12 protein-coding genes are annotated in these 11,871 nt (G+C 72.6%); 6 read left to right on the top strand and 6 right to left on the bottom strand.

Going from position 1 to position 11,871, the window contains the following annotated elements; all coding sequences use genetic code 11:
• Positions 1 to 30: 30 nt before the first annotated feature.
• Entirely contained in the window at positions 31 to 1,020 is a 990-nt protein-coding gene (gene dapD / locus ACIO3R_RS04180) for a 2,3,4,5-tetrahydropyridine-2,6-dicarboxylate N-succinyltransferase (RefSeq protein WP_385036286.1), read from the top strand.
• On the opposite strand, the gene dapA is transcribed toward dapD, so the two are convergent.
• On the bottom strand, positions 1,017 to 1,916 hold the full coding sequence (gene dapA / locus ACIO3R_RS04175; protein WP_385352680.1) for a 4-hydroxy-tetrahydrodipicolinate synthase: 900 nt from the start codon (positions 1,914 to 1,916) through the stop codon (positions 1,017 to 1,019). The two genes, dapD and dapA, sit on opposite strands and share 4 nt — an antisense overlap.
• 136 nt (positions 1,917 to 2,052) lie before the next feature.
• Between dapA and ACIO3R_RS04170 the strand changes: the two genes are divergently transcribed.
• On the top strand, positions 2,053 to 2,727 hold the full coding sequence (locus tag ACIO3R_RS04170) for a DUF4232 domain-containing protein (protein WP_402103140.1): 675 nt from the start codon (positions 2,053 to 2,055) through the stop codon (positions 2,725 to 2,727).
• Positions 2,728 to 2,746: 19 nt separating this feature from the next.
• Here ACIO3R_RS04170 and ACIO3R_RS04165 read toward each other — a convergent pair whose 3' ends face one another.
• From ACIO3R_RS04165 to ACIO3R_RS04155, 3 genes are all read right to left on the bottom strand, one after another.
• Complete coding sequence (locus tag ACIO3R_RS04165) at positions 2,747 to 3,190, bottom strand: GNAT family N-acetyltransferase (RefSeq protein ID WP_385036284.1); 444 nt, start codon at positions 3,188 to 3,190, stop codon at positions 2,747 to 2,749.
• A 31-nt stretch (positions 3,191 to 3,221) separates the two neighbouring features.
• Positions 3,222 to 3,350, bottom strand: a complete 129-nt coding sequence (locus ACIO3R_RS04160) for a hypothetical protein (protein ID WP_402103137.1) — start codon at positions 3,348 to 3,350, stop codon at positions 3,222 to 3,224.
• A 209-nt stretch (positions 3,351 to 3,559) separates the two neighbouring features.
• Positions 3,560 to 4,678, bottom strand: coding sequence for a lipid II:glycine glycyltransferase FemX (locus tag ACIO3R_RS04155; protein WP_402103134.1), 1,119 nt, complete (start codon positions 4,676 to 4,678; stop codon positions 3,560 to 3,562).
• Between the two features lie 135 nt (positions 4,679 to 4,813).
• Here ACIO3R_RS04155 and ACIO3R_RS04150 point away from each other — a divergent pair, with 135 nt between their 5' ends.
• The 4 genes from ACIO3R_RS04150 to ACIO3R_RS04135 all read left to right on the top strand — a co-directional run bounded on the left by ACIO3R_RS04150 (position 4,814) and on the right by ACIO3R_RS04135 (position 9,401).
• Positions 4,814 to 5,530, top strand: a complete 717-nt coding sequence (locus ACIO3R_RS04150; protein ID WP_402103131.1) for an antibiotic biosynthesis monooxygenase — start codon at positions 4,814 to 4,816, stop codon at positions 5,528 to 5,530.
• Between the two features lie 178 nt (positions 5,531 to 5,708).
• Positions 5,709 to 7,208, top strand: a complete 1,500-nt coding sequence (locus ACIO3R_RS04145) for a hypothetical protein (protein WP_402103129.1) — start codon at positions 5,709 to 5,711, stop codon at positions 7,206 to 7,208.
• A gap of 158 nt (positions 7,209 to 7,366) precedes the next feature.
• A complete protein-coding gene (locus ACIO3R_RS04140) occupies positions 7,367 to 8,839 on the top strand; it encodes an alkaline phosphatase PhoX (protein ID WP_402103126.1) in 1,473 nt (490 codons plus the stop codon).
• A 331-nt stretch (positions 8,840 to 9,170) separates the two neighbouring features.
• Positions 9,171 to 9,401: a hypothetical protein gene (locus ACIO3R_RS04135; protein WP_037711258.1), complete on the top strand. Its 231-nt coding sequence runs from the start codon at positions 9,171 to 9,173 to the stop codon at positions 9,399 to 9,401.
• Between the two features lie 139 nt (positions 9,402 to 9,540).
• Here ACIO3R_RS04135 and ACIO3R_RS04130 read toward each other — a convergent pair whose 3' ends face one another.
• Positions 9,541 to 10,731 (bottom strand): TerD family protein, encoded by a 1,191-nt coding sequence (locus tag ACIO3R_RS04130; protein ID WP_402104197.1) that lies wholly within the window; start codon positions 10,729 to 10,731, stop codon positions 9,541 to 9,543.
• A 139-nt stretch (positions 10,732 to 10,870) separates the two neighbouring features.
• On the bottom strand, positions 10,871 to 11,680 hold the full coding sequence (locus ACIO3R_RS04125) for an NAD(P)-dependent oxidoreductase (protein WP_363031538.1): 810 nt from the start codon (positions 11,678 to 11,680) through the stop codon (positions 10,871 to 10,873).
• Positions 11,681 to 11,871 lie beyond the last annotated feature (191 nt).

Raw genomic sequence — 11,871 nt, 5'->3', positions numbered from 1 at the left:
GGGCGGCCCCCGGCCGGTTAGGTTCTGGTCATGACCGACACGACTTCCACCCGTACCACCGGCGCCGTCGCCGCCGGCCTCGCCACCATCGCCGGCGACGGTTCCGTTCTCGACACCTGGTTCCCCGCGCCCGAGCTCACCGCGGAGCCCGGCCCGGCCGGAACCGAGCGGCTCACCCCCGACCGTGCCGTCAACCTGCTCGGCGAGGGCGCCGCCAAGGCCATCGGCGTGGACGCCCGCCGCGGGGTCGAGGTGGTCGCCGTGCGCACGGTCATCGGCTCGCTCGACGACAAGCCGCTCGACGCGCACGACGCGTACCTGCGGCTGCACCTGCTCTCGCACCGCCTCGTCCGGCCGCACGGCCAGAACCTGGACGGCCTCTTCGGTCTCCTCACCAACGTGGCCTGGACCTCGCTCGGGCCGGTCGCCGTCGACGACTTGGAGAAGGTGCGGCTGAACGCCCGCGCCGAGGGCCTGCACCTCCAGGTGACCTCGGTCGACAAGTTCCCGCGCATGACGGACTACGTCGCACCGAAGGGCGTCCGGATCGCCGACGCCGACCGGGTGCGGCTCGGCGCGCACCTCGCCTCCGGCACCACCGTGATGCACGAGGGCTTCGTCAACTTCAACGCCGGCACCCTCGGCACCTCCATGGTCGAGGGCCGCATCTCCGCGGGGGTCGTCGTCGGCAACGGCTCCGACATCGGCGGCGGCGCCTCCACGATGGGCACCCTCTCCGGCGGCGGCAAGGAGCGCATCGTGATCGGCGAGCGCTGCCTGGTCGGCGCGGAGGCCGGTGTCGGGATCGCGCTCGGCGACGAGTGCGTCGTCGAGGCCGGTCTGTACGTCACCGCCGGTACCCGGATCACCCTGCCGGACGGCCAGGTCGTCAAGGCGCGCGAGCTCTCCGGAGCCTCGAACATCCTCTTCCGCCGCAACTCGGTGACCGGCACCGTCGAGGCCCGCCCGAACAACGCGGTCTGGGACGGCCTCAACGACGTCCTGCACAGCAACGACTAAGAACGTCCGGCAACGAGCAGTTCCTCGTACGCCTCTCGCAGCCCGTCGGCCGCCTCGCGCCCGGCGGGCTGCAGCGGTTCCCGGACCGGGCCCGCGTCCAGCAGCGCCTTCGCCGTCACCGTGCCGGGCAGCCCGGACGCCATCATCAGCTCGACGAGCGGCGCCAGGAGCCCGTTCAGCCGCGCCGCCCCGGCGGTGTCCCCGGCGTCGAACGCGTCCAGCACGGCCCGCAGCCGGCGGGGCGCCACGTTGGCGACGGTACTGACGTAGCCCGCGCCGCCCACCGCGTACAGCGGCAGGTTCAGCTCCTCGCAGCCCGAGTAGTACGCGAGCGAGGTGGCGGCGATCACCCTCGTCGCGCCCAGCAGGTCCTGCGAGCAGTCCTTCACCGCCACGACGCGCGGGTGCTCCGCCAGCCGCAGCACCGTGTCCGGTTCGATGCGGGTGCCGGTGCGGCCGGGGATGTCGTACAGCATCAGCGGGAGGCCGGTGGACCCGGCGACCCGCAGGAAGTGCGCCTCGACGGCGGCCTGCGGCGGCCGGCTGTAGTACGGGGTCACCACCAGCAGACCGTCTGCGCCCGCCCGTTCCGCCTGCCGGGCCAGCTCCACGGTGTGCCGGGTGTCGGCGCTGCCGACACCCGCGACCACCGGCACCCGCGCGCCCACCGCTTCCCGCACCGCGCGCAGCAGCTCGGTCTTCTCTGCGTCGGAGGTGGTCGGGGACTCGCCGGTGGTGCCGCTGAGCACCAGGCCGTCGCAGCCGGCCGCGACCAGTGCCGCGGCGTGCCCGGCGGCCGCGTCCGGATCGAGGGCTCCCTCGGCGGTGAACGGGGTGATCATGGCGCAGAGGGCGCGGCCGAAGGGGCGCGGGCGGGGTGCTGCGGGAGGCGTCATGTCCGGAGTGTCCGCCCACCGGACCGTGAAGGTCTACTTAGTTCTTCTTCGGGTGAAGCTGAAGGAGGGCTCAACAATCCGGTGCTCTGGCATGATCGGCCGCACATCGGGGCGGGCTGACGTGGGGGGCGGACGCATGGGCGTGCGGGCACTGTGGGGGACGGGGACGCGGAGAGCCGTCCCGGCGGCGCTGACCGTGGCGGGAACGCTCGCGCTGACCGGGTGCGCGGGATTCCTCGTGCCTGCGGGGGAGGGGGAGGCGGGCCCGAGCCCGTCGCACACCGCCTCCGCGGGGGTGCACGTGACCACACCGTCCCCCCTGGACATCGCCTCCCCGCCCGCCGTGCGTCCGGGCGCGCCCGTCCGCCCGACCCCGGCGCCCTCCGCCACCGGCTGCCCGGACTCGGGCCTCGTCGTGGACATGGGTCCGGTGGAGGCGGCCCTCGGCCACCGTGCCGTCGGGCTCACCCTGACCAACTGCGGCGGCAAGCCCGTCCGGGTCGACGGCTACCCCTCGGTCCAGGCCCTCGACGAGAACGGTGACGCGCTGCCGGTGAAGGTGAACCCGGGCTCGTCGTACATGGGCCAGGACAAGGGCCCGGAAGAGGTCATGCTGGCCCCGGGGAAGACCATGCGGTCGCTCCTTGCCTGGGTCTCCACCCCGACCGGCGGCGACCTGATCGAGGGCGACGCGCTGGAGATCGCCCCGGCGCCCGGCCTGGAGGCGCGCACCTTCCCGCTGGAGGGCAGCGACGTACGGCTGCTCGACGAGTTCAACATGACGGGCTGGCGGACCTCGACGGCCGAGTGACCTTCGCGGACGGGCCCGTTCAGAGGGCGAGCTTGAAGCCCTCGTGGCTGGCGGCGAAGCCCAGCGAGGCGTAGAACCGGTGCGCATCCGTCCGGTTCTTGCCGCTGGTCAGCTGGACCAGCGCGCAACCCCGCCGCTCGGCCCGCTCGACGGCCCGCTCCATCAGTTCCCGCCCGAGCCCACCGCCCCGCCGGTCCGGCCTGATCCGCACGGCCTCGATCAGCGCCCGCTCGGCACCGTGCTTGCCGAGCCCCGGGACATAGGTCGCCTGGAGGCAGCCGATCACCGTGCCGCCGTCCACCAGCACCAGGATCTCGTTGCGTGGATCGTCCGTTATGTCGGTGAACGCCTTCTCGTAGGCCTCGTCCACGACGACAGAGGCCGGGTCGACGACCATGTCCTCGTCGGCGAGCAGGGCGAGTACGGCGGGCAGGTCCTGGCGGGTGGCGGTACGCAGGTTCACACCCCGGATTCTGGCACGGTGGCCGGGAGCGTCAGTATCCGGACAGCACCCCGGCCCCATGGCCGACCGGCACGGTGTGGGTCACCCACGCACCGCCGGCGAGCAGATGCGGCAGGAACGGCATCGGCTCGGGCAGACGGCCGGGGACGGCGTCACGCAATGCCGGGCCGCTCTGCCTGCGGGTGCTGGGCGCGTGGCCGGCACCCGCCGGCCCGCGAAGGCGGCGGTGACCGGGCGGTGGACATGACCGGCCGGCACGCGTACCACTCCGGGGTGCGCGGCAACCACCGCGGCCCAGCGCGTCGCCGTCCGCCCGGAGGCCCGTCACACGGTCGCAGGCGCCCGCGCGCACCCGCGGTGGGACCCGGCCTAACGCCTGGCCATGTACAGGCCGAACGCCTTGTGCAGCAGCCTGTTGACCGGATAGTCCCACTCGCCGACGTACTCGGCGGCCCGGCCGCCGGTGCCCGCCTTGAAGCGCAGCAGGCCCATCAGGTGGTTGCCCTCGTCGAGGGTGTCGGTGATGCCGCGCAGGTCGTAGACGGCCGCGCCCCGCTCGTGCGCGTCGCTCATCATCCGCCACTGGATCGCGTTGTTGGGCTGCACCTCGCGCCGGCGGCTGGTGGAGGCGCCGTAGGAGTACCAGACGTGCGTACCGACCGTCAGCATCGTCGCCGCGGAGAGGACCTCCCCGTCGTGGTGCGCGAGGTACAGCCGCATCCGGTCGGGATCCTCGGCGCGCAGCGCGGTCCACATGCGCTGGAAGTAGTCGAGCGGGCGGGGGATGAAACGGTCGCGCTCGGCCGTTTCGCGGTACAGCTCGTAGAAGGCCGGCAGGTCGTCGTGGTCGCCCTCGACCACCTTGACGCCCGCCTTCTCCGCCTTCTTGATGTTGCGCCGCCACTGCTGGTTCAGCCCGCCGCGGATCTCCTCCAGCGACAGTCCGGCGAACGGCACCTGGAAGACGTACCGGGGCTGTCCGGCGCTGAAGCCGTCCGTGCCGCGGTCCTCGCCCTGCTGCCAGCCCAGCCGGCGCAGCTGGGCCACCAGTTCGGCGGCCCCCGGTTCGCTCACGTCCGGCTCGACGTCGCGGAGCCTGCGCGCGGCCGGATCGGGGATGGCGTCCTTGACGGTCTGCGCCTCCCAGCGGCGGGCGATCACCGGCGGGCCCATCCGTACCGTGAACGCGCCCCGCGCCTTGACATGGGCCACCAGCGGATCCAGCCAGGGGCGTAGATCGCCCTCGTGCCACGGGATGACCGGCCCCTCCGGCAGATAGGCCAGATACCGCTTCACCCGGGGGATCGGCCGGTACAGCACCAGCGCGGCGCCCACGATCCGCCCGTCCCGCGACCAGCCGATGCTCTCCGCGCGCCAGTCCGGCTTCACCTCGCCCCACGAGGGGACCTGCATATGACTCGCGGAGCCCCGCTCCGCGACAAACGCCAGGTGCTGTTCGCGCGTGATGGCCTCGACCCGCAGCGACATCCGGTACTCCGTTCGTTGTCCGATTCGTCAGCCTAACGACGACAGCTCGGGCCGCAGTTGACCTCAAGCGCGCTTGACGTCACAGGGTGGCTGTCACGGGCGCACCGCAGGGGAGCGCCGGTGAGGAGAGCAGCCATGAGCGTCGAATTCGTGTCCAGGCCCGATTTCACCCGAGCGGACGCGGGCATCGTCAAGGCCAGTACCTGGGACGTCGGCACACCGGAGCGGCAGCGGCTCGCCGTCGAGGCCATCCGAGACGCCTGGGCCGCCCGGGAGTGGCCGCGGCCGGGCCCGCTCTCGTACACCGTCCACGCGGGGGAGGACGGCAGGACGCTCTTCCACTACTCGCAGTGGCCGGACGAGGAGAGCTACCGGGCCTTCGTCCGGGCCGGCCGGGACACCCGCAACGCCGAGATCGACGCGGCCGTGCCGGGGATCGAGCGGATCGCGCCGCACACGTACGAGCTCTACCGCTCCGCGTCGCTCGGCGGTCCGGACGGGCGGGAGCCGGGGTGCGTCGTCATCGTCGACGTGGAGTTCGAGGGGGCGGACAAGGCCCGCCAACGCGACTGGGTGGACGGTGTGTTCGAGGCACTGGGGACGGACCCGGCGCCCGCACCGGGCGGTATCGGCGGGCACTTCCATGTGAGCACCGACGGAACCCGGGTGCTCAATTACGCGGAATGGGTGAGCGCCCGGGCCCACATCGACGCGCTGGCCGCTCCCGGCAACGGGGTCGGGTCGCGGACACCGCAGTGGGAACGGGTGCAGGACTACCCCGGGGTGACCGGCGGCGGTGTGCGCCGCTACACCCCCGCGCTCAGCCTGCGACCGGTGGTTCACGGGCGGTGATCGCGCGGGTGCGGCCGCCCGTCGCCGGGGCCCGGCGGGCGGGCGGCGGTGGACCTGCCCGGGTCCCGGGCGGCGTGCGGCGAAATGCGTCTACGCTTGGGCCGCCTGTCCCCGTACGCGCCCGGAGCCACGGCCCCGGCGACGCGTGCGCCCCGTACGTTCCTAGGAGACCCCCCTGATGTCCGCAGAGCGCCCCACCCTGCCGCCGGTACGGCTGCACACCGAGGCCGAGCTGGCACGGGACGCGCTTGCCGCGCCGCTGCTCGCCCGCGCCGTCCGGCTCGCCCGCTGGGCCGGACCCGGCACCAGGGTGGGCGCCGGCGGCGAGCTCGTCGAAGCGCAACTGCCCGCGGCGGCCGAGCACCTCGGCCTCACCGCGGACGAGGACGGCGCGGCGGAGGCCAGCGAGGCCTGGCGGCTCGCGGTCGACACCGGGCTCGTCGAGGTCGAGGACCCGGCGGACGGAGAGGCGGAGCCTGGAACGGAGCCTGGGGAGGAGGACGGCTTCGGTGAGGAGCCGGAGGGCACCGTCACCGCGGGCGAGAACCTGGCCCTGCTGACCGGCGGCTCACCGCAGGACGTCCTGGCGATCTGGCTCGACGGTCTGGAGGCCGCCCACGCCGATGCCACCGCCCCCTTTTTCGACGACTTCGCCGACCTCGTCAACGAGGACGGGTCGATCGACTTCGACGCCCTGGACTGGGACCCGGAGACCGAGGCCGAATTCCTCGACGGCGTGCTCGGCAACCTCTACCTGCTCACCGTCTCCGACAGCGCCGCGGGCGACGCACCCGTACCGCTGCCCGCGCTCGCCGCGTCGATGATCGTGCCCGACGACATGGGCGAGCCCACCGACGACATCCTGGAGCAGGTGTCGGACGCGATGATGCGCCTCGACGACCAGTTCCGGGTCCTGGAGCCCATCGGCATCGTCGAGTACCAGCCGGTGGACGAGGCGCTGCTCGCCGAGGAGGGCGAGGACGCCACCCCGCCCGCCGACGACGACGACGTCACCCGGTACGGGATGGTGAAGCTGACCCCGCTCGGCCTGTACGGCATCCGCGCCAGGATGCTGGACGCGGGCGTGGAGGCCCCCGCCATCGGGGACCTCCTCGACAAGGGCGCCGACGCGCTCCTCGGCGGCATCGCCTACTACCCCGAGGACGCGGCCCGCAGCGAGGTCGAGCTGTGGCTCGCCCGGCGCGGCGAGGGCGGAGCGGCCGCCGAGCTCCTGGACGCGGCCCGCGGCGAGGACCCGCAGGCACCGTTGCGCCGGCTGCACTGCCAGCAGGCGCTCGCCCTGGTCGGCGCGGAGGCGGAGCCCGCCGTGCGCGCGGTGCTCGACGACGCGGAGCTGGGCGGCCTCGCCCGGGTCTGGCTCGCGGAGCTGGGCGCCGCCGGTGTGCCCGCACCGCCGGAGTCGATGATCTTCTGGCTCGCCGTCGACACGATCGCGGCGCAACTGGAGGCGGACGGCGACCTGGACGAGCTCCAGGGTCTGGTCGAGGGGCTGTCCGGCCAGCACAGCGGCTTCTTCGACGAGGTGTGGCGGGTGGACCACCCGGCCACGGCGGACGTCCTTGAGGCGATGGGCCGGCTGCACAGCGACAAGAAGCTGGCGAAGGACGCCCGCAAGGCGGCGTTCAAGGCCCGGTCCCGGAGCGGCTCGGCCGGCTGAGCCGGGCGGGGGCGGTGCGGCGGGGGCGGGCCGCCCCCGCCGCCGGGGAAGTTCACGGAACGCATTCCCCGGAAGTCGCCCTCAGTTCAACTGGTGTTGGCGTCGGCGCGGGACGGTGATCCCGCCAACAACCGACCCAGCCGCATCAGGAGTACGTGATGGCCTTCACGCGCAGGGAATTCAGCAGGCAGTCCGCCCTCACCGGTGCAGGCATCGCCCTCACCGGAACCGTAGCCGCGCTGGCCACCGCGCCCGGCGCCCTCGCCGCCGGTGACCCGAAGCACGGCCACGACGACCACGGTCACGACGGACACGGCCACGGGCACAGCCACGAGCCCGGCTACGGCGCGCTGCTCCCCGACCCGAAGGGCATACTCGCGCTGCCCGCCGGATTCTCGTACAAGGTCATCACCCACAGTGGTGTCACCAAGCTGGAGAGCGGCGAGTACACCCCCTCCAACCACGACGGCACGGCCGCCTTCGAGGGCGCCCGCGGCGTCACCCTACTGGTGAACAACCACGAGCTGGCCGGCGTCCGCACCGACTGGGAGCACCCGGTCCCGCTCACCGAGGGCCTCGTCTACGACGCGGTCGCGGGCGGCGGCTGCACCGTCGTGGAGACCCGCCGCGACGGCCGCACCGCCGAATGGGTCGGCATCGCCGGCACGTCCACCAACTGCGCCGGTGGAGCCACCCCGTGGGGCACCTGGCTCACCTGCGAGGAGACCGAGGACAAGGCCGGCAAGAACGGGCTGCTCAAGGACCACGGCTACGTCTTCGAGGTCGACCCGTACGACAAGCGCGCCAACCGCGACCCGCGCCCGGTCAAGGCGTTCGGCCGGTACGCCCACGAGGCCGTCGTCATCGACCCCAAGCAGGGCCACGCCTACCTCACCGAGGACGCGTCCGGCCCCAACGGGCTGCTCTACCGCTGGGTCCCGCCGCACGGCTTCCGGCACGGCCGGGGCAAGCTGCGCACGCTCGCCGCCGACGCCGGTGTCCTCCAGGCCACCAAGTGCTTCGACCACAGCGGCACGTTCGTCGACGACCTCTCGCGCGCCACGGAGATCGGCACGGTCTACGGCGTGGACTGGGTCGACGTCCCCGACCGCGACGCCAGGACCGTCTCGGTGCGCAAGCAGTTCGGCGACAAGGCCGTCACCCGGGCCCGCAAGCTCGAAGGCATGTGGTGGGGAGACGGCGGCGCCTACATCGTCTCCTCGTTCGCCCGTGACGAGAGCCCGGTCCACCACGACGGCCAGGTCTGGTTCTACGACCCGAAGCGCCGCACACTGACGCTGAAGGTGCTTCTCGGCGTCAACGCCGACCCCTCCGTGGACGGTGCCTTCGACGGCCCGGACAACATCACCGTCTCGCCGTACGGCGGCCTCGTGATCGCCGAGGACGGCGAGGGCGTCCAGCACCTGTTCGGGGCCACCGAGAGCGGCCGCACCTACCCCATCGCGCGCAACGAGCTGAACGCCGGGACCGAGGAGGAGCCGGAGTACAGCGAGTTCACCGGAGTCACCTTCTCGCCCGACGGGAAGACGCTGTTCGCCAACATCCAGACGCCGGGAATCATGGTGGCCATCACCGGCCCGTGGAAGCGTCAGCCGCGACGGGGTCAGTAACTCGTACGAGTGGTTCGGGTCGGTCGCACGCATGTCACCCGAAAGGGGGGCGTGATGGTGCGGCCGGGCCGGGGACGCCGGACCGGGGGACGGCCCGGCGCGCCGCGTCGGCACGGGCCCGTGCCGACGCGGCGGGCACGCCCCGTCGGAAAGCGATAACCGCCACACCTCGGGGGTCCGCCGGGCGCCGCGCTTCGGGGCGGTGCCCTTGTCGGAAGCGGGCCGGGAGGCCGGCCGGCGGCGGAATCGCTGATTACGAATCCGGCATCAGTGGGGCCCCAGGAGCGGTCGGGCATGGCGTCGGGCGTTTCCAGGGCGCATACTCAAGGTAATGAAACAGTCAGCCGGATCCCGGCGTCACCTGCCTTCCAGTCCCTTCAACCGCCCGGCCCAGGCGGCCCCACCGGTCGAATTGTTCGATGTGGGCGACAGGGTGTCGCACGACCAGTTCGGACTCGGGCGAGTCCTTGCTGTCGAGGGCGACAACGACGCAGTGCTCATCGACTTCTCTGGGCGACAGGGGAGGATTCTGAGCCCGTACTCCAAGCTGACCAAGCTCTGAGAGAAGCGACGAGCACGCGCCGCGTCCGACGTGTCCGCCTTGTTCCTCTCGCAGACGGCCTTCAGGGGCACCCGCCACCAGCCGGGTGCCCCTGAAGCCGTTCACCGGCGTCCGGGGCGACCCGGGCCGGGGACACGGCCTACAGCGACTGGGCGGCGGGCTTGACCATGCCCCGGACCGTGCGTGACTTCACGAAGTCGCCCACCGCGGTCATCTCCCACTCGCCGGAGAACTGCTTGATCAGCTTGGCCATGATCACGCCCGTCTGCGGCTCGGCGCCCGTCAGGTCGAAACGGACCAGCTCGTCGCCGGTGGCCGCGTCGATCAGCCGGCAGTAGGCCTTCGCCACCTCGGTGAACTTCTGGCCGGTGAACGAGTTGACCGTGAAGACCAGGCCGGTCGCCTCCGCCGGAATCCGGCCCAGATCGACGACGATCACCTCGTCGTCCCCGGCGCCCTCGCCCGTGAGGTTGTCGCCCGAGTGCTTGATGGCGCCGTTCAGGATGGAGAGCTTGCCGAAGTAGCAGCTGTCCAGGTGGTTGCGGTTCGGGCCGTAGGCGATCACCGACGCGTCCAGGTCGATGTCCTTGCCGCGGAACGCGGGCTCCCAGCCGAGGCCCATCTTGACCTGGGAGAGCAGCGGCCGGCCGCCCTTGACCAGCGACACCGTCTGGTTCTTCCGCAGGCTGACCCGGCCCTTGTCCAGGTTGATCCGGCCGGGGGCCTGGGCGGTCGGAGGGGCGACGGGCGGGGCCGGCGGAGCAGCGGGCGCGGGAGGGGTCACCGGGGCGGCGGCGGTCACCGGGGGCGCCACCGGCGCCGGCGCGGCGGCGGGCTCGTCCTCGACCGAGACGCCGAAGTCGGTGGCGATGCCCGCCAGCCCGTCGGCATAGCCCTGGCCGACCGCGCGGGCCTTCCAGGCGCCGCCCCGCCGGTAGACCTCGATGACCACGAGCGCGGTCTCGGCGCCCAGCTGGGGCGGGGTGAAGGTGGCGAGCGCACTGCCGTCGTCCGCGTTGCGCACGGTGGCGGTGGGCTCGACGCCCTGGAAGGTCTGACCCGCTCCGTCCGGGCTCGCGGTGACGACGATCTTCTCGATGCCGGGCGGCACGGCCGCGGTGTCGACCACGATCGCGTCGGGTGCGGTGCCGCCGCCGGAGCGGTAGGTCACACCGGGGCCCGTGGGCTGGTTGTAGAAGATGAAGTCGTCGTCGGAGCGCACCTTGCCGTCGGCGGTGAGCAGCAGGCCCGACACGTCGAGCCGCACCGGAGCGGCGACGTCCACCGCCACGCGGAGGGCGGAGAGAGGGATGTTCGAGCCGGGTGTCATAGCGGTCATGCACGGGGTAACGAATGACCCGGCTTTGCCGTTCCCTTACCTTTGGGCGGCTTCGCCCGTACGGCGGCAGGGCCGTCCGCCCCCGCTCCCGCCCGACCTCGGCCGGTGCGAGTGCGGGTGTTTTCCCTGCTCAGTGCGGCCAGATGGGCGGGTTGGTACAGAAGTGGCCGCCGAGGTGGGCGTGGTCCGGGTTGGCCGGGTCGAGTTCGCCCTGCTCGGCGATGAGCTTCGCCGCGTACGGCTCCGAGTCGTCCCTCGGCTCGTAGCCGAGGGCCCGCGCGGACGTGAGGTCCCACCACAGCCGGGTGTTGTCGGAGGAGCCGTGGACGACGGTGTGCCCCACGTTCTCGGCGGTGAGCGCGGCGTCGAAGAGCCGGGCTCCGTCGCCGGGGCTCATCCAGACCGAGAGCATCCGTACGGACGTCGGCTCCGGGAAGCAGGAGCCGATGCGCACGGAGACGGTCTCCAGCCCGTGCCGGTCCCAGTAGAGCTGCGCGAGATCCTCACCGAAGCACTTGGAGAGACCGTAGAACGTGTCAGGGCGGCGCGGGGTCCCGATCGGAATCAGCGGGTCGCCGGGGAGCGGGCGAGGGGTGAACCCGACGGCATGGTTGGAGGAGGCGAAGACGATCCGCCGCACGCCCTCCGCGAGCGCGGCCTCGTAGAGGTTGTACGTGCCCTCGATGTTCGCCCGGAGAATCTTGTCGAAAGAGGCTTCCAGGGAGATCCCCGCGAGGTGGATGATCGCGTCGACACCCCGTACGGCCTCGCGCAGCGCCTCCTTGTCGCCGAGGTCGGCGGTGATCGCGTCCGGCTCGCCCTCGACGGGGACCATGTCGAGGAGGCGGAGCTCGTAGCCGTGGGCGGGCAGCAGTCCGCGCATCAGGGTGCCGAGGCCGCCGGCGGCGCCGGTGAGCAGGACGGTACGGGGGGCGGGCATACGCGGGATCTCCTCGGTACGGGGGCGGCTGCGCTCGCCGGGTCCTTGGGTGGGGTTCACATCCGTGGACAAGTTATGGAGCGGTGTGGGGTTGCGTCAAGAGGGGTTCCGGGGTGCGGGTCTTTGTCCTCAATCGCCGGACGGGCTTGATTGTGCGGGTGCCCCCGCAGGGTGCGCCATGTCCGGTGGGT

The organism is Streptomyces sp. NPDC087428, from assembly GCF_044744085.1.
In the GTDB taxonomy this organism is placed as follows: Bacteria; Actinomycetota; Actinomycetes; order Streptomycetales; family Streptomycetaceae; genus Streptomyces.
This window is presented reverse-complemented; position numbering and strand designations above follow the sequence as displayed.

Bases quoted from the DNA above. Each gene is read 5' to 3' on its own strand.
- dapD (WP_385036286.1), top strand. From the start codon at position 31: ATGACCGACACGACTTCCACCCGTACCACCGGCGCCGTCGCCGCCGGC.
- dapA (WP_385352680.1), bottom strand. From the start codon at position 1,916: ATGACGCCTCCCGCAGCACCCCGCCCGCGCCCCTTCGGCCGCGCCCTC.
- ACIO3R_RS04170 (WP_402103140.1), top strand. From the start codon at position 2,053: ATGGGCGTGCGGGCACTGTGGGGGACGGGGACGCGGAGAGCCGTCCCG.
- ACIO3R_RS04155 (WP_402103134.1), bottom strand. From the start codon at position 4,678: ATGTCGCTGCGGGTCGAGGCCATCACGCGCGAACAGCACCTGGCGTTT.
- ACIO3R_RS04150 (WP_402103131.1), top strand. From the start codon at position 4,814: ATGAGCGTCGAATTCGTGTCCAGGCCCGATTTCACCCGAGCGGACGCG.
- ACIO3R_RS04145 (WP_402103129.1), top strand. From the start codon at position 5,709: ATGTCCGCAGAGCGCCCCACCCTGCCGCCGGTACGGCTGCACACCGAG.
- ACIO3R_RS04140 (WP_402103126.1), top strand. From the start codon at position 7,367: ATGGCCTTCACGCGCAGGGAATTCAGCAGGCAGTCCGCCCTCACCGGT.
- ACIO3R_RS04135 (WP_037711258.1), top strand. From the start codon at position 9,171: ATGAAACAGTCAGCCGGATCCCGGCGTCACCTGCCTTCCAGTCCCTTC.
- ACIO3R_RS04130 (WP_402104197.1), bottom strand. From the start codon at position 10,731: ATGACACCCGGCTCGAACATCCCTCTCTCCGCCCTCCGCGTGGCGGTG.
- ACIO3R_RS04125 (WP_363031538.1), bottom strand. From the start codon at position 11,680: ATGCCCGCCCCCCGTACCGTCCTGCTCACCGGCGCCGCCGGCGGCCTC.